This is a genomic window from Cryobacterium sp. PH31-L1, from assembly GCF_030063145.1.
In the GTDB taxonomy this organism is placed as follows: domain Bacteria; phylum Actinomycetota; class Actinomycetes; order Actinomycetales; family Microbacteriaceae; genus Cryobacterium.
Window position 1 is genome coordinate 449,570 of sequence record NZ_JASISM010000003.1, and the last position, 15,146, is coordinate 464,715.

Annotated in this window: 16 protein-coding genes and 3 tRNA genes; 15 read left to right on the forward strand and 4 right to left on the reverse strand. The window is 64.8% G+C overall.

Going from position 1 to position 15,146, the window contains the following annotated elements:
• Nucleotides 1-3: 3 nt before the first annotated feature.
• The 7 genes from QMF22_RS17375 to QMF22_RS08955 all read left to right on the forward strand — a co-directional run bounded on the left by QMF22_RS17375 (nt 4) and on the right by QMF22_RS08955 (nt 5,520).
• Nucleotides 4-165 (forward strand): hypothetical protein, encoded by a 162-nt coding sequence (locus tag QMF22_RS17375; RefSeq protein ID WP_349357086.1) that lies wholly within the window; start codon nt 4-6, stop codon nt 163-165.
• Nucleotides 162-1,244: an ABC transporter permease gene (locus QMF22_RS08930; RefSeq protein WP_283452593.1), complete on the forward strand. Its 1,083-nt coding sequence runs from the start codon at nt 162-164 to the stop codon at nt 1,242-1,244. Before QMF22_RS17375 ends, QMF22_RS08930 begins: the two co-directional genes overlap by 4 nt.
• Nucleotides 1,237-2,499, forward strand: coding sequence for an efflux RND transporter periplasmic adaptor subunit (locus QMF22_RS08935; protein ID WP_283452595.1), 1,263 nt, complete (start codon nt 1,237-1,239; stop codon nt 2,497-2,499). The genes QMF22_RS08930 and QMF22_RS08935 overlap by 8 nt, the downstream gene beginning before the upstream one ends.
• Nucleotides 2,480-3,046, forward strand: a complete 567-nt coding sequence (locus tag QMF22_RS08940) for a permuted SH3 domain-containing protein (protein ID WP_502846927.1) — start codon at nt 2,480-2,482, stop codon at nt 3,044-3,046. Before QMF22_RS08935 ends, QMF22_RS08940 begins: the two co-directional genes overlap by 20 nt.
• 115 nt (nt 3,047-3,161) lie before the next feature.
• Nucleotides 3,162-3,246, forward strand: a tRNA-Tyr gene (locus QMF22_RS08945).
• Between the two features lie 83 nt (nt 3,247-3,329).
• Nucleotides 3,330-4,166, forward strand: coding sequence for an inositol monophosphatase family protein (locus tag QMF22_RS08950; RefSeq protein ID WP_283452597.1), 837 nt, complete (start codon nt 3,330-3,332; stop codon nt 4,164-4,166).
• A 178-nt stretch (nt 4,167-4,344) separates the two neighbouring features.
• Entirely contained in the window at nt 4,345-5,520 is a 1,176-nt protein-coding gene (locus tag QMF22_RS08955) for a M23 family metallopeptidase (protein ID WP_283452598.1), read from the forward strand.
• Between the two features lie 205 nt (nt 5,521-5,725).
• On the opposite strand, the gene QMF22_RS08960 is transcribed toward QMF22_RS08955, so the two are convergent.
• On the reverse strand, nt 5,726-7,426 hold the full coding sequence (locus QMF22_RS08960) for a glycoside hydrolase family 13 protein (RefSeq protein WP_283452601.1): 1,701 nt from the start codon (nt 7,424-7,426) through the stop codon (nt 5,726-5,728).
• A gap of 127 nt (nt 7,427-7,553) precedes the next feature.
• On the opposite strand from QMF22_RS08960, the gene QMF22_RS08965 reads away from it, so the two are divergent.
• Nucleotides 7,554-7,625 (forward strand) — tRNA-Thr (locus QMF22_RS08965).
• Nucleotides 7,626-7,656: 31 nt separating this feature from the next.
• Nucleotides 7,657-7,730: transfer RNA gene (locus tag QMF22_RS08970), tRNA-Met, on the forward strand.
• Between the two features lie 78 nt (nt 7,731-7,808).
• On the opposite strand, the gene QMF22_RS08975 is transcribed toward QMF22_RS08970, so the two are convergent.
• Both QMF22_RS08975 and QMF22_RS08980 read right to left on the reverse strand, forming a co-directional pair.
• The gene (locus tag QMF22_RS08975; protein WP_283452603.1) at nt 7,809-8,903 is read right to left on the reverse strand and encodes a site-specific integrase; all 1,095 of its coding nucleotides are present in this window, start codon (nt 8,901-8,903) and stop codon (nt 7,809-7,811) included.
• Nucleotides 8,904-9,032: 129 nt separating this feature from the next.
• Complete coding sequence (locus QMF22_RS08980) at nt 9,033-9,632, reverse strand: helix-turn-helix domain-containing protein (RefSeq protein WP_283452605.1); 600 nt, start codon at nt 9,630-9,632, stop codon at nt 9,033-9,035.
• Nucleotides 9,633-9,735: 103 nt separating this feature from the next.
• On the opposite strand from QMF22_RS08980, the gene QMF22_RS08985 reads away from it, so the two are divergent.
• From QMF22_RS08985 to QMF22_RS09010, 6 genes are all read left to right on the forward strand, one after another.
• Complete coding sequence (locus QMF22_RS08985; protein ID WP_104131369.1) at nt 9,736-9,945, forward strand: helix-turn-helix transcriptional regulator; 210 nt, start codon at nt 9,736-9,738, stop codon at nt 9,943-9,945.
• 160 nt (nt 9,946-10,105) lie between these two features.
• On the forward strand, nt 10,106-10,543 hold the full coding sequence (locus tag QMF22_RS08990) for a hypothetical protein (protein ID WP_283452609.1): 438 nt from the start codon (nt 10,106-10,108) through the stop codon (nt 10,541-10,543).
• Nucleotides 10,544-10,966: 423 nt separating this feature from the next.
• Complete coding sequence (locus QMF22_RS08995) at nt 10,967-11,329, forward strand: single-stranded DNA-binding protein (protein WP_134527606.1); 363 nt, start codon at nt 10,967-10,969, stop codon at nt 11,327-11,329.
• A 61-nt stretch (nt 11,330-11,390) separates the two neighbouring features.
• Nucleotides 11,391-11,771 carry a hypothetical protein gene (locus tag QMF22_RS09000; protein ID WP_283452613.1) on the forward strand — a complete coding sequence of 127 codons (381 nt, stop codon included), beginning with the start codon at nt 11,391-11,393 and terminating at the stop codon, nt 11,769-11,771.
• A 549-nt stretch (nt 11,772-12,320) separates the two neighbouring features.
• Nucleotides 12,321-13,058, forward strand: a complete 738-nt coding sequence (locus QMF22_RS09005; protein ID WP_283452615.1) for a hypothetical protein — start codon at nt 12,321-12,323, stop codon at nt 13,056-13,058.
• Complete coding sequence (locus QMF22_RS09010) at nt 13,055-14,950, forward strand: type IV secretory system conjugative DNA transfer family protein (RefSeq protein WP_283452617.1); 1,896 nt, start codon at nt 13,055-13,057, stop codon at nt 14,948-14,950. Before QMF22_RS09005 ends, QMF22_RS09010 begins: the two co-directional genes overlap by 4 nt.
• Before the next feature lie 27 nt (nt 14,951-14,977).
• Here the strand turns inward: QMF22_RS09010 and QMF22_RS17480 are convergent, their stop codons facing one another.
• Complete coding sequence (locus QMF22_RS17480; RefSeq protein ID WP_502846931.1) at nt 14,978-15,130, reverse strand: hypothetical protein; 153 nt, start codon at nt 15,128-15,130, stop codon at nt 14,978-14,980.
• Nucleotides 15,131-15,146: the final 16 nt, after the last annotated feature.

The following is a 15,146-nucleotide window of genomic DNA, read 5'->3' on the forward strand; positions in this document are numbered from 1 at the left end:
GACGTGCTCGCCGTGTTGGACGAGCTGCACGCCCGCGGCCGAACCATCGTGCTCATCACCCACGAACTCGAGGTGGCACGTCGGGCCGCCCGCATCGTCTGGGTGCGAGACGGTGAGATTCTTCGCGACGAGCAAAATGAGCTGAACGCCGAGGTCGCCGCATGAGCTGGCTCGAATCGTTCCGCACCAGCTGGAGCGCCGTCTACTCGCACGCCCTACGGTCAACCCTCACAGTGCTCGGAATCCTCATCGGAATCGCCGCCGTCATTCTCACCGTCGGCATCGGCCTCGGCACCCAGAAAGACGTCAGTGCCCAGATCAGCGCGCTCGGCAGCAACCTGCTGATCGTCGCCCCCGGCAGCAGCACCGACACCGCCGGCCTGCGCGGCGGCTTCGGGTCGAGCTCGACGCTGACCATCGCGGATGCCGAGGCGCTCATGTCCAGCGTGAACGCTCCCGATATCTCCGGGGTGGCCGCTGAAAAGACCACCTCCTTGTCGCTGGAAGCCAACGACACCAACTGGACAACATCCGTCACCGACCGCCTCGTGGCTCGACGTGCGTGCCCGTACCCTCAGCACCGGCGAGTTCATCAGCGTCGACGACGAGAAGACGTCGGCCGCTGTCGTCGTGCTCGGCGTCAGCGCAGCGCTGCTTCTGCCGGGAGTGATCGGCAGCTCGATTGTCGTCTCGCCGGCTGCCGTCGGGCTGTCCATCGGTGTCGCCATCGTGATCGGCGTCAGCTTCGGAGTCTACCCGGCCACCCGGGCCGCACGCCTCGCCCCGATCGATGCCCTGCGCACGCATGCGCCTCGGGGTTCGGCGGAACGGGCGGCGGCACACCGCCGACTGATATGCCCGCCGGCGCCGACGGAACCGCCCCGACTGGAATGCCGACCGCTCTGCCGACCGACCTGCCAGCGGATGGCGCCGGCTTCGGCTCCCGCGCAAACGGCCTGGTCACCGCGGTCACGGCGACCGAGATCACGGTCGACTTGACCGACACTGACGGCGTCGTAACGAGCGAGTCGATGACGGTTGACGGCGCGACCAGCTACACGAAGACATCCGCTTCTGATTCGTCGGCCGTCGCAGTGGGACTCTGCGCGACCGCCCAGGGCGAAGCCGACGACAGCGGATCCTTCGCTGCCGCCGCCGTGGCCCTCTCGGTGACAGGCGATGACGGCTGCGTGAGCGCCATGGCTGGCCCCGGCGGCCGCATGGGAGGCGCGGCAAATGAGTAGGGCAGGGGAGGAGGAAGTCGTATCCGCTTCGGATGACGACGTGCTGGCACCGGCCGCCGGGCCATCCGCCAAAAAACAGCGGGCGACCAGGCAGAGGCGCCGACGGTTGCTGGCCGTGGGAACGGTCACCGCAGTACTCGTCGCCTCGGGCGGCGGTGTGGCCTATGCCATCACCCGCACACCGGAAGGTGACTACCGTACGGTAGTGGCCGCGCTCGGCTCGGTCAGCGAGTCCCTCGACCTGGTGGGAACTCTCGCTTCGGCCGGCCGCAGCGACGCATCTTTCTCGGTCGGCGGAACCGTGAACGGTGTGGCTGTGAGCCTGCGCGATACGGTGACCGCGGGGCAGACCCTCGCCACCCTCGACGTGTCGAGCCTGAATGACACGATCGACGCAGCCGAGGCCAACGTCGGGGCTGCCCGGATCGCGCTCGCAACTGACCTCGACTCACAGACCGTGACGACCGCGACAACGACCGCGACAACGGATGCCGCATCCACCTCGGCGACATCCGCCGCGGCGACCTCATCCCCGGCGTCCTCTTCCGCAGCGACAACGCCTGGGTCGAGCGGTGCATCGACCGGCACGGCCTCCGCCGCAGTGGCCGACGCCGTCAAGGTGGTCGGCACCGCCCAGACCGCCCTGCTCGCCCAGCATGACACGGCCGTTACCGCGCTCGCCGCGTCCCAGGACGCTCTCGACTCGACGACCGACGTGTGCCTGCCCTTCCTCGAGTCCGCGCTCGACGATGCCGCCGAGGCGACCGACGCGAGCGTGATTGACACGAGCACCGCGACCGCCGCCGACGCGACCGAGGCGACTGCCGACGAAACCGCCGACACGACGACTGCCCCGTCGCCCCAAGTGCCCCTCACTACCGCCGAGAAGTTCGCGGCGGCAAAACTCGACCTCACCGACTGTCAGGGCGCCATCACGGCCGTGCTCGCCGGCCAGGCAACCACCGATAAGGCCCAGGCCGGCGTGCGCGACCAGCCCGGCCACCGCCACGTCGGCAACCGGCGGGGCCGAGGCATCCGCTGTATCGGGCAGCTCCACCGTCGCCTCCGCCGAAACCGTTCTGGCCGACCAGGCCGAGATCGAAGCCGCCGTCGCCGCGTTGGCCATCGCCGAGCACAACCTGACCCTGGCCACGCTGACCAGTCCGATCGCCGGTACCGTCGCGGCCGTCAGCCTTGCGATCGGCGACACGGTCACGGCGTCGTCGTCCAGCGCGGTGATCACGATCATCGGTGACAACGGCTTCGTCGTGAGCACGACCGTTTCACTCACCGACATCGCCGGGGTCGCCGTCGGCCAAAGTGCCGCGGTCGATGTCGCGAGCGTGGACGATGAGCTGGCCGGCGCGGTCAGCTCGATTGGAATTCTCAACGTGTCGACGTCGTCCACGCCGTCGTACACAGTGCAGATCGCACTCGAGGGCGTCGAACCGAACCTTCTGAACGGCGCATCGGCCGCGGTCACTGTTGAGGTGGCGAGCCTCATCGCGGTGCTCGCGGTGCCAACCTCGGCCGTGCACGTCACCGACGCGACCTATACGATCGACCTGTTGAAGAATGGCGCTTCGACGAGCACGGAAGTGAACGTGGGCGCGATCGGCTCCGAGCTGACCGAGATCACGTCGGGCGTCAGTGTCGGCGACGAGGTGATTCTGGCCGATCTGAACGCGGCCATTGCCACCACCGATACCGCAACGAACAGCGGGCTCAGCGGCCTCGGCGGCGACACGTCCACAGAGACGCACACCTCGCCGACAGACCTGGGCGGCCCGCCCGCCGGGTAGCGGATGCGCCTCACTGCGGAAGTCGCACATCTGCTGATTTCTCGGTGAGGCGTTTCGTCTTGTATTGTTAACCCCGCGTCTCCGGTCAAGTGATTACACCTGGTCGGGAGCGCCTGGCGAGTTACCCAAGCGGCCAAAGGGATCTGACTGTAAATCAGACGGCGTAGCCTTCGTGAGTTCGAACCTCGCACTCGCCACCAGCACAGAGCAGTTCAGTACCGCAGATCAGGCAGGCCCGAGGGTCTGCCTGTTCTGGTTAACGCCCGGCCTGTAGCGTGAAGGCATGACGCATCCTGCCCCGACCGAGCTGCTCGACCTCGCGCGCACCATCGCCCTCACAGCCGGCGCTCTGGCCCATCGTCGCCGCGTCGAGGGCGTCGAGATTGCCGCCTCGAAGTCGTCGCCCGAAGACATAGTCACCGCGGCCGACCGTGAGGTCGAGCTGCTCATTCGAGGCCTGCTCGCCGACGCCCGGCCGAACGACGGGTTCTACGGTGAAGAATCCGACGCGACCGGCGGCACCAGCGGGCTCACCTGGGTCGTGGATCCCATCGACGGCACCGTCAACTACCTCTACGGAATTCCGTTCTATGCCGTCAGTATCGCCGTCGTGCAGGGCGAGCCCGACCCGGCCAGCTGGACCGCCCTCGCCGGAGCGGTCGTCAACCCCGCGCTCGGCGAGGTGTTCACAGCGTCAGCCGGAGCCGGCGCCTGGCTGGGCGATGCGCGCTTGCACGTCAACCACGATGTGCCGCTGTCGCTCGCGCTGGCTGGCACCGGATTCGGCTATGAGGCCAGTCGGCGGGTGTGGCAGGCGAACGTCGTGGGTGGTCTGATCGGCCAGGTACGGGATATCCGTCGGATCGGTTCGGCCGCGCTCGATCTATGCTCGGTCGCGTGCGGGCGCCTCGACCTCTATTTCGAACGCGGGCTCAACCCCTGGGACCATGCCGCCGGCGCCCTGATCGCCCGCGAAGCCGGGGCCAGGGTCGGCGCCCTGCAAGCAGATGCCGAGGGTCGCGACCTGCTCATCGCAGCCGCTCCCAGCCTCTATGACCAGTTCGAACCGGTGCTCGCCGGCCTCTTCGAACGCTTCCCGTTTAACGCACAAGCCCAATGACATTACGCCCACTTACCCCCGTTCGGGTGTGATTGGTTGCTTATTTCTGGTATTCTCAGGGTTACGCGTTACCCTTAATCAATTCGTTATATTGGCATGTCGTCTTTTTGGCGTTATCCAGAACGAGCACCCCGTCCGCTGCGCCGAAAGCTGCACTTTGTCACGTCACACTCCATCCTTGGATACCTCCGTGTCCGGCGAGAGTGACGGCACCGTTTTTCCCCCGGGAGAACCGGCGGCTCTGACACGTCGCGAACTGCGTGAGCGCGAGCGAGTGGCATTCTCGGCCGCAGCGTCGGTCGCTGAGGTTGAGGCCGACGTCGTTCGCCTCAGCCCCGCCGCCGACCTGATCGTCGCTGCTGACCTTGGTGAACCCGATCTTGAACCGGCCGTCGTGACCGAGAGCGACCGCATCGTCGCGGCCGTACCGGTCGCCGACGCCGAGCCCACCGACTACGAGAAGCTGCTGGCTCCCGGCGTCACCCAGTTGATCCCCACCGTGATTCCCGCCGCCGGCACCCGGCCCCGCCGCCGCCAGCGCGTCGAGCAGAAGCCTGGCGAGACCTTTGCGCCCGCGCGCGATTTCGTTCCCGCTGGCGCACTGCCCCGGCGAACCCCTCTCGCACGACCGCTCGGAAGTACCATGCGCAAGCGTGCGGCCAAGGGCGTATCCATTCTCGCCATGTCCTTCGTGGCCCTGATGGCCGTCGCCACCTCGATTCCGGCCCAAGCGTTGCTGTCCTCGCAAGACGTACAGGCATCCGCTTTGGAAGCGCAGCGCATTGCGCCGGACGCTGAGGCGCAGAGCATGGACATGGCTGGTGGAGACACGGTCACCGTCGAGCGCGACGGCTACAAGTCGAGTACCCTCGCCGAAGTTGCTGCAGCCAGCGGCATCCGCCTGGAAGACACCTTCACCAACAACCCGAACGGCACCATCCAGTGGCCGTTTGCCGTAGGTGTGCACATCGGAAGCCATTTTGGCCTACGCGACTGCGCCGGCTGCTCCGCAGACCACCAAGGCCAGGACTTCAACCCGGGCGTCGGCGCTCCTATCCAGTCGATCGCCGATGGCGTCGTGAGCGTGGCCGAAGACGGGGAGGGCAGCCTCGGCGTGCACATGATCATCGACCACATGATCGACGGCAAGCTCGTGTCGAGCGTGTACGCGCACATGATCCATGGATCGATGCTCTTCAAGGTGGGCGACGTGGTCAAAGTCGGCCAGGTTATCGGCAAGACCGGCAGCACCGGAATGTCGACCGGCCCGCACCTGCACTTTGAGATTCGTGAAGGCGGAATCAAGGGCACTCATGTCGACCCGCTCGCCTGGCTCTACGCCAACACGAACTAGGAAACGCGCCCGAGCCGAGCCAGCCCTTCGGCAGCGCAAAACGGCGGCAGACCGTCGAAGCTGGACAGGTCGGCGTCGCTCGCATCGACGGGTTCCATCGCCACGACCTGGTCGTGCGTCGCTCGCGAACTTCCACGGCATCATGAACCGGGCCAGCTCGAGATTCAGCTCCCGCCCGCCTCACGCGAACGGTCGACGGCGTCGGTCATGCCTCTACTGAGCGCAACCAGGCCGTCGAATCGCCCGGCAGGGTGCGGCCGACCAGCTCTTCACTGGAAAGCAGCACGTCACCTGCGGGAAGCTGAACGGATGCCGCGCCCGTGTTGGCCACAATCGTCACGTCGCCGTTTCGGTACGCCGCGACCTCCGGCCCGAAGCCGTCGATCCACTCCACGGTTCCGGAGGCGAGGGAGTGCTCCCGGCGCAGGGTCAACGCGTTCTTGTACAACTCGAGGGTGGAACCGGCGACGCCCTCTTGCTGGTCGCGAGCCAGGCGAGCCCACTCGGACGGCTGTGGCAGCCAGCTCTTCGCGCCGGTGCTGAAGCCGAACGATTCGCTGGCGGCCTCCCACGGAATCGGCACGCGGCATCCGTCTCGTCCGTAACGCTCGCCGTTGGTGCGAAACCAGGTGGGGTCTTCGCGGGCGTGGTCGGGCAGGTCGACGGCCTCGGGCAGGCCGAGTTCCTCGCCCTGGTACAGGTAGCTCGAGCCGGGCAGCGACAGCATTAGAGCGGATGCCGCCCGCGCGCGTCGAAGCCCCAGCGCGGTGTCGGGCAGCCCGACCGTCTTCGGGCCGATGCCGTGTCCCTGCAGGTTGTCGCCGGTCAGGGCGAGCCGGGAAGCGTGGCGCACCACGTCGTGGTTCGAGAGCACCCAGGTGCTCGGCGCGCCCACATCGCCGAAGGCTTCGAGCGACTCGTCGATGACGGACTTGAGCTTCGCGGCGTTCCACGGGGTTTCAAGATAGGCGAAGTTGAAGGCCTGGTGCATCTCGTCTGGACGCACCCACTTGGCCATCTGGCTGAGCGGGTCGACCCAGGCTTCGGCCGCGAGAACCCGGTCACCCGGGTAGGCGGCGAGCACTTTGTGCCAGTCGCGGTAGATCTCGTGCACGCCGTCCTGCGCCCAGTACGGTGCCGTCAGCGGCGTCTCGGCGGTGATGCCGGGTTCCAAAGCGGAGGCCGGCGCCCCGCCCATGCTGCCGCCCTCGGAGGGAGGCGTGTAATCGGGGAGGCCGGGAGCCTTGATCATGCCGTGCGCAACATCCACTCGAAAGCCGTCGACGCCGCGGTCGAGCCAGAAACGCAGCACTGCGCGGAACTGTTCGCGCACCCACTCGCTGTCCCAGTCGAAGTCGGGCTGGCTGCTGTCGAACAGGTGCAGGTACCACTGGCCCGGTGTGCCGTCGGGATCGGTTGTACGGGTCCAGGCGAGGCCGCCGAACACGGACTCCCAGTTGTTCGGGGGCAGCTCGCCGTTCTTACCCTTGCCATCGCGGAAGGTGTAACGGGCGCGTTCTTCGCTGCCCGGACCGGCGGCGAGGGCGGCCTGGAACCAGCCATGGTCGCTCGAAGAGTGGTTGGGCACGATGTCGACGATGACCCGGATACCGAGGTCGTGGGCGGTGCGCTGCAGTACCTCGAAATCGTCGAGGGTGCCGAACAGCGGGTCGACGTTGCAGTAGTCGGAGACGTCGTAGCCGGCGTCGCGCTGCGGCGAGGTATAGAACGGAGAAAGCCAGATGGCATCGATGCCGAGGCCTTTGAGCTGGGGCAGCCGGGCGCTGATGCCGGCGAGGTCACCCATGCCGTCACCGTTCGCGTCGGCGAAGGACCGCGGGTAGATCTGATAGATAACGGCCGTGCGCCACCATTCGGTGCCAGGGGTCAGTTCGGTGCCAGTCATCCTAAAAGGCTACGGCATCGTTGCCGAATGCCTGTAGCGTGGGGATGTGGTCTGGAGCTCGCTGTCGGGGTGATAAAGTTTCTAGGTTGCCAAAAACGCGGCATTGCTACTGTTTTTTGGTTGCTCTGCCCCCTTAGCTCATTGGTAGAGCACTTCCTTGGTAAGGAAGAGGTAGTGGGTCCGATTCCCACAGGGGGCTCAGGCTTGGAAGCGAACAGCCGACAAGTCGCGGCGGGGTAGCTCAGTTGGTTAGAGCACACGGCTCATAATCGTGGTGTCGCGGGTTCAATTCCCGCTCCCGCTACAAGAACCCCGGATTTCTGCGGAAGTCCGGGGTATTTTTTCGCCGTTTTTAGGCCAACCCCGCATAAACCCCGCAGATTCAATCTGTCGGCAGCAAGGAATTCATCGTTTCCGCGGCACGGATGCCGCCCGTGTTCTTGGCCATGTAGACATCCTGGGTCAGAGACGGGTTCGCGTGGCCGAGGAATTCCGCAATTTCTCGAGCGCTGAGTCCGGACTGGTCCAAAGCGGTGGCCACCGTTTTGCGGAAGCTGTGAGTCGTGACCGTCGGATACCCGATCCGCGTACGAGCCATGCGCCAGTCGCGCGAGGTATTGCGAGGATCTCGAATATTGCCACGTAGTGTCGGGAAGACCAGGTCATCATCGTTTTGAATTTTGAAATTCGACTGCCGATGCCGGAGGAGGTCGACGAGATTCTTCGGAATCGCGATCGTACGGACCCCGGCCTTCGTCTTGGTGTGATCCTGGAGGAGGACACCCTGACCACGCGCGCGGATCACGTTGGCGTTGATCGCCACAGTTCCGGCGGCGAGGTCGAGCGCGGACCATCGAACGGCCAGTACTTCCCCCAGCCGGCACCCCGTACCGGCGAGGAAAAAAATCACGTCCGCAGCGTCAACCTGGTTCAGTCGAGCGTCAGCGCGGACAGCAGCAAGTAGGCGCGGCAAGGTATCGAGAGGGATAGCGGTCGCGCCCCCGCGAAGGCGAGCGATGTTGTCGATCTCCCGTACGGGATTGACCTGAATCGCGTCGGAGCGCGCTGCCACGCCCATCATCCCGGAGAGCACCCCTCGACAAGCTTTCGCAGCCCCAGGCCCCTGCTTCTCGATGACCTCACTGATGAATCGCCCCAGGCGCTCCGTCGTGGCCTCCGACACGGAGAGCGACCCAATTTTTGGCTTGATGTGGTGCTCGATGGTCTGCCGATACGTGTCGATCGTGCGCGGAGCGCGGTCTGCTTTCGTCAGCAGAAAACGATCGGCAAGGTCCGAGAGCGTAGTTTCTCGTTTGACCGCGCTCACCGACGACGTGCGAACTGTGGTGAGGGCAAGCAGAAGTGATGTTTGCGCCCTCGCTTTCGTCGGCGCAAATCGTTCAATCTGACGAAGCGTTCCGTCATCAAATCGATAACGTGTGCGTGCCCGCCATGTGCCCGGCGTGATCTCTGACACGCTGATTGTGCCGTGACTTGTCACGGGCACGCGTGGCCTCCCCATGGAACACCTCCTTGAATTCTCTCGGAACCATTGTTGTTCTGAAGTGTTGAACGGCGGACCGGCGCGCTGCTGCAGGCATCGTGTTTAGTCGGTCCAACCGTCGAGGTCCCAGCCTGCCGAGGCGAGGTAGGACGTGAGCTGCGTAATGCGCCGACTGGACTCGGCGAGTCGTTCCTCAGTGGTGTCCCATTCTTGGGCTGTAGCGATCTCGCCGGCGGCGGCGTCCAGGGTGCGTTCGATGGCGAGGTTGGTGGTCAGGCGTTTTCGTTCGCGGATCTGGGCGTGTAGCTCTCGCATCGCTTGCAGTTGGGTGCGTTCGGTGCGTTCGTCGTTGGTGCTCCAGTGGTACGCGCCGTGTTCTGCGCCCGAGATCCAGGCATCGAACTCGACGACCGTCATGCCGTCGAAGCTGGAGCTGAGGTTGGCGATGTCGAGTTCAGCCCAGGGCCGGCCGATCGGCGTGAGCAGGAAGATCGGCGTGACGCGGAGAGCTTTTGCGATGTTCAAGAGCTGACTGACGGAGAGGTCGTGTTTCCGGCCGGCTTCGATGTTTTGCAGGATCGATTCGGTGACGTTGTTGCCCGGAATCAGGTCGGCGAGGTCCTTCGCTGAGCGGATGCCATGCTGTTTGCGGATGGCATGGATGCGGTTGCCGATCCCCGATTGCGCCAGAAAGTTTGTCACGCGGACATATTACAACTTAAACACTTGTCAACCGTTGCAAACCGTTCTACTGTGTCAGCAACAGATTCCGACAGTCGTAATCTGTCGACAATTGGAGACACTCATGGACGAAGAATTCATCCTCCCGGTACACGTGGCCGAACTGACCGGACTGCCCGTTGGCGCGCTCGCCCAGCTGCGCTACATGGGCCGCGGACCGCGGTTCTACAAGCCGACCCCGAAGAAGGTGCTCTACAAGCGGTCCGAGGTCATCGCCTGGGTCGAGGCGAGCGCACAGACCCAGACCGGTCAGACCGCGCTCCTGGGACGGTGATCTGGTCTGAACCGTCAACCGCGAAACGAGCGGGTGAGGGTTCGCCCATGAAAAAGCCCCGGGGGGCAACCCGGGGCAAAGATCGAGCACCTGCGAAGGATCTGATCTATGACCAGACTACTGAAATTCCGCCATCTCGCAACGTCTCATCCCCGTGTGGGTGGGTGAGACTGCGGTGGGCCTTTACGCGGCCAAGAGTGCCGTTCTGCTGGCCGCGCAGATGCGGCTGAGTAACGCGTCGGCTCGGCTGCTCCTGTACATGGCATTGGAGTGTTGGGACGATGCGAACAACCCACTCGGTCAGGCGCCGCGCCGCTACTTCGCCGGCCGCGAATCCTCCGCCATCGGACTGGGGTACCTCGCGCCGGAGACCGCCTCGGTGAAAGCGCACACCGCCGTCAAACGCGCCGTCCATGAACTCATCCAGGCCGGCGCCATCACTCGAATTCGAGCCGGCGGCAACGGACTCACCGCCGAATACGAACTCCAAGTCGACAGTACGAAACCGGCGACGAGCCGAAATTCCCGGGTGCTGATCCTGCCGGTTCCCAGCCATCAGGGGGTCAATATGTGGACCCCTGAGGGGGCCAATTTCTGACCCCCTAAGGGGGTCAAAAACGGCACTTTCAGGGGGCCATTTCAGACCCCCCTTAACAGTACTTAAACAGGAAAAACAAAACAGTAACAGTACGCGCGCGCGGACTGACCTGTGGATAACTCGACGACGGAGCGGATCAAACTCCAGCCATGGAGCCGCTGCTTTGCCCCGCCGACGTCGTTCAAACACATTTGTGACCTTTCCGGCTGGTCACCGTAGCTCGCTGCGCGCCTACCGTTCGCAGATTCTCAGACGCGGTCGCAGGCTCCCTTATTTCGCCTGAGATTCCGGGCACTCGCGGCGCTCTCGCTCGCTATCGATTTCTCTCGCCGGAAGGCACAAAAAACAGTTGGTCGAAGAAATCAAGGCCAACTACACCCCGTAGCAATTCAACGCACCACATCTATCGAAGGAGAAGCACTTATGTCCACACGCACCATCATCGGCAACCTGGCTCTCGACCCCGAGGTCGTCACAGCCGGCAGTATCCAGATCACCAAGCTGCGCGTCATCGAGAACACCGGCGAATACCGCGGCGGCAAATGGCTCGCCCACGACGCCGCAACCACGCATTTCGTGGAAGCCAAGTTCGAGCTCGGCCAGAACGTCGCCGCCACCCTGCACAAGGGCGACCCCGTCATCGTTGTTGGCCGCGAGCACACCGACAGCTGGGGCGACGACCAGGCACGCCAATACGGCCGCGTCATCGACGCCGACAACGTCGGCCCCGACCTCAACCGGGCCGTCGCCACCGTGCGGCGCAACTCCAAGCCTGACGCCGAGTAGGCATCCAGGGTGGGCCGCGCTTGCGGCCCACCGTCAAACACCTCTTGAAAGGAGAACCACTATGAACGACCGCGATACCGAACTGATCACCACGGCCAACGAGCTGGCTGAGACAGCACGGAGCCTGGCACACGCGACTCGAGCGATTAACCACCCCTACGATTCGTATCTGCTGCTCGGGTGTCTGACCGCCACCGAGCGCTCCCTCGGCCAGGTCTACGACCAGCTCGCCAACTGGCACAGCACCGTCATCGACGGCGTCGAGTACAACGGTGAAGACAGCTGCGGCATCGGCTGCGCATCCGGAGTCGCCCGTGCTGAGCTCGGCCTCCGTGATGCAGCTCAATTCGCTGGCATCGTCGAGGACGCCCTCATGCAAGCCCACAACGGTAACAGTGTCGTCCGCTGGTTCGACGATGTCAGAGCGGCGCCAGACGCCTAGACAGGCGTCCAACGGTGTTCATCAAAAGCACGGAATGCCACGAACCCATGTATCGAGGGGGTCGTTTACCCCGGCAGGGCGCGCGCCGGGGTAAACGACGGGGTAAGGGGTCTCTTTCCCTGTCCCACCGCCACCCCCTCGCTGCGCTCGCTTCCCAACCTCCCACACCCATCGTTCCTCAGTGTGTAGGAGGTTGGGAAGTAAAGGGGTGGTGGTGGGACAGGGAAAGAGAAGAAAAAAGTAGAAGAAAAAAATACAGAAGTACAAGAACAAGAGAAAAAACAGAAGAGAAGAAAGAGAAAGAACAAGACCAAAAAAGTAAGAGAAACGAAAAATCAGGGCAAGGAAAGGCAAGGCAGAATGAGCAAGAAATGTGGCAGCTGGAAGAGGCGAAGCAAGCCGCGAGCAGACCAGAAAAATGACGACGAGATGCGAGCTGGGATAGCCGGCGAGAGTTGCAGAAGCGCGGTGTGGCATTACCGGTGGTGTCGGTGGCGGGGTGCAGAATCGTGGGTGTAGAGCTTGGAACGTTGTCAGTGCGGAGGCTGAATGATGGTGCAGGTGACAAGTCGCGACGAAGCGATGATCGACTGGCTGGACGTCGTCCGGCTCGCAGACATGAATGCCCTGCGGTGGGCGCTGGGCGCTCAACTCGGATTGGGCGAGCCGATCGGATTGCGCAAAGCGCAACACTGGGCAGCCCGGATGGAAGCGGTGGGCCTGGTGGGCCGCGACCGGCCAGCGTTCCTTGACGGGTCGGTCGTGTGGGCGACGTTTCAGGCGATTGGGAAGCCGGCGCCGAACCTGTTTCGGCAGACGACACGGCATGAGATCGCGGTGGCGACGGTGTCGGCGCGCTATCTGGCGCAGGGGTTCACGTGGCGGCGGGATCGGAAGCCGGTGGGCCGGCGTGATCATCAGGCCGACGGGGTGGCCGAGCGTGACGGTGTCGTCGAGCTGGTGGAGGTGGAGCTGACGCCGAAGACGTGGCAGCGGTATCAGGCGATCTGCCATAACCACACCTACCGGCTGGTGCATGAGGGGGTGGATCGGGTGGCGTACTTTTGCACGGCGGACGCTGATCGGGCCATCACTCGGGGTGCCGATAAGTACCTGGTCCGCACCGAACGACCCCGTCTCGTTTCCCAACACTCCTTCGACGCACGCGGGCACTGGACCGGCCCCGAGCTGGACGCCGGCGCTTACGCGGCCGCGCACGGCCGAGCTGACAGGGTGGTCGAGCTTGACGGTGCCAGCGTGTGGGGCGCATCGCAGGTCAGCGCATGAGTGAAACTGCGGCCCCGACAGAGTCGGACGCCACCAGCGACATGATCGCGCGACTCCTCGGCGCCGCCTTCGCCGTCGTTGTCGTGCTTATCGCCCTGCCCTTAGTTGTGCCGGTCGTAGTGAGCCGGGTTGCCGGCGATGTGATCGCGACGAAGACCCGGTTCTGGGTGGTGTGGCGATGGCAGTGGATCGTGAACACCGTCGGCATCCTCCTGGTCACAGCGCTCATATCCTGGGAGGCGTTCCTGCTGGCGGGCTGGATCCGCTCCGGAGCGGCCACCACGTTTTTTGACGGAGCGGAGTGGTGGGCGCAGCTCTGGCCCATGTTTGGCCCGTGGGCGGTGGCGAACTTCTTCGCCGGGCTGCTGCTCTTGCCGACGGCGTGGTCGCTGCGGCGGCGGAAGATCGCCGAGCAGGTGCGGTCCCGGCGGGTATCGAACGTGGTGCGGCAGGAGAAGATCGAGACGGCCCGGAAGCGGGCCGCCGACAGCAGCGTGGCCCGCCGCATCGGTGTGCGCCTCGAAACCGACACGGGCCGCATCATCGGCACCACCCGCCAAGCCGTCACCGTCCCATTGCCGGTCGGCGACCAGCGGCAGGCCTTCGGCGTGACCAGCCGCGTCACAGTGCGGACACTCGCTGACCGGTTTTATGACATGCGCCGGGTGCGAGACTGGGTCGACGCAACCGGCAAATATCTCGTGCTGCCCCCGACAGCGTCCTCCGTTCGTGCGTTGATCATCGCCGAGTCCGGCAGTGGCAAAACCGTCTTGATCAACGGACTCGTCCTGTGCGCGCTGGAATACGGATGGCCCGTATTCGTCATCGATGCTAAGGGCGACCCGGCCGACGCCGAGCACCTCGTCGCCGTGGCCAAAACCTACGGCCGCACCGCGACGACTGGCGGTACGTGGGACCTATTCAACGGCACCGCCGACCAAGTCACAGCGAAACTGATGCGGCTTATGCCCGTTCCTGACGGCGCCAACCAGCACTACCTCGACGAGATTCGCGGGGTGCTGCAAACGGTCCAGGAGCTATCGCAGCTACGCAGCATCGCCGACCTCCGTGAACGGCTGACCAGCCCCACCCCGTTTGTTCGGGATCAGGACGATCTGGAATTGGTGATCAAAGCCGTCGACCGGGACGGCACCACGGCCGGTGAGCGCGCGTTACAGAGCCTGCTGGTGGCGTTGCGTCCGATGCAACGCTGGATCGGCCAGGAGGGCTGGTCCTACAACGCGCCCAAAGCCGACGTGACAGTCATTCCGCTGTCGCCCGTCGACGACGCCCAGGCCCGGCTGGGGGATCTGCTCCTGCTGGACCTGCGGAACTTCCTGGCCGCCCGGTTGGAGCGGCGCGACAAGTCCCCGGTCGTCGTAATCGTTGACGAGTTTCCCCAGCTGGTGACCGGGTCGCAGGACCCGGGCGACACCGCCGGGAGCCTATTCGAGACGGCACGCAGCGCCGGCGTTGGACTGGTCTTGGCGACGCAGAGCCCGGCGGGCTTGTCGAACGATGAGGTTCGTCGGCGGCGGGCGCTGACGAGTGGGGCGGCGCTGATCTTTGGCCGGTCGAAAGATCCGGAGGATGTGGTGAAGTATGCCGGGACGGTGATGCGGATGGAATCTGCCGGCCGCGCCACCGGGGAGGAGCTGGGGAGCGCCCGTGCCCAGCACACCTATGTAATTCCGCCGCAGGACGTGCGCGAAGCCGCCGATGGGGCGTTCTGGATTGTGCAGGGCGGGGCAATCGCCCCCTTTCGAGCCCTCCCAAACCGGCAGATGCAGGCATCACCAGCGATGCCGGTCACACCGCGGACGACCGGAGTCGAGCTTGCGGGCGAGCAGCTTGGCCTCGTCGAGACCGATGAAACGGGAAGCGCCGCCTGAACGGTGTGGGCGGCGCTCCACCAGCGTTTAGAGATAGACGATGTCGGAGCTGGTCGCGATCAGGCTGGTGCCGTAGTCGCGGATGAGGCGTGCGCAGCCCGCATTGGCTGCGTTGGAGGTGCGCCCGGGCACGGCGCCGCAGGGACGCCCGAGCTCGAGGGCGGTTACCGCGGTGCTCAGCGCACCGGACTGGTAC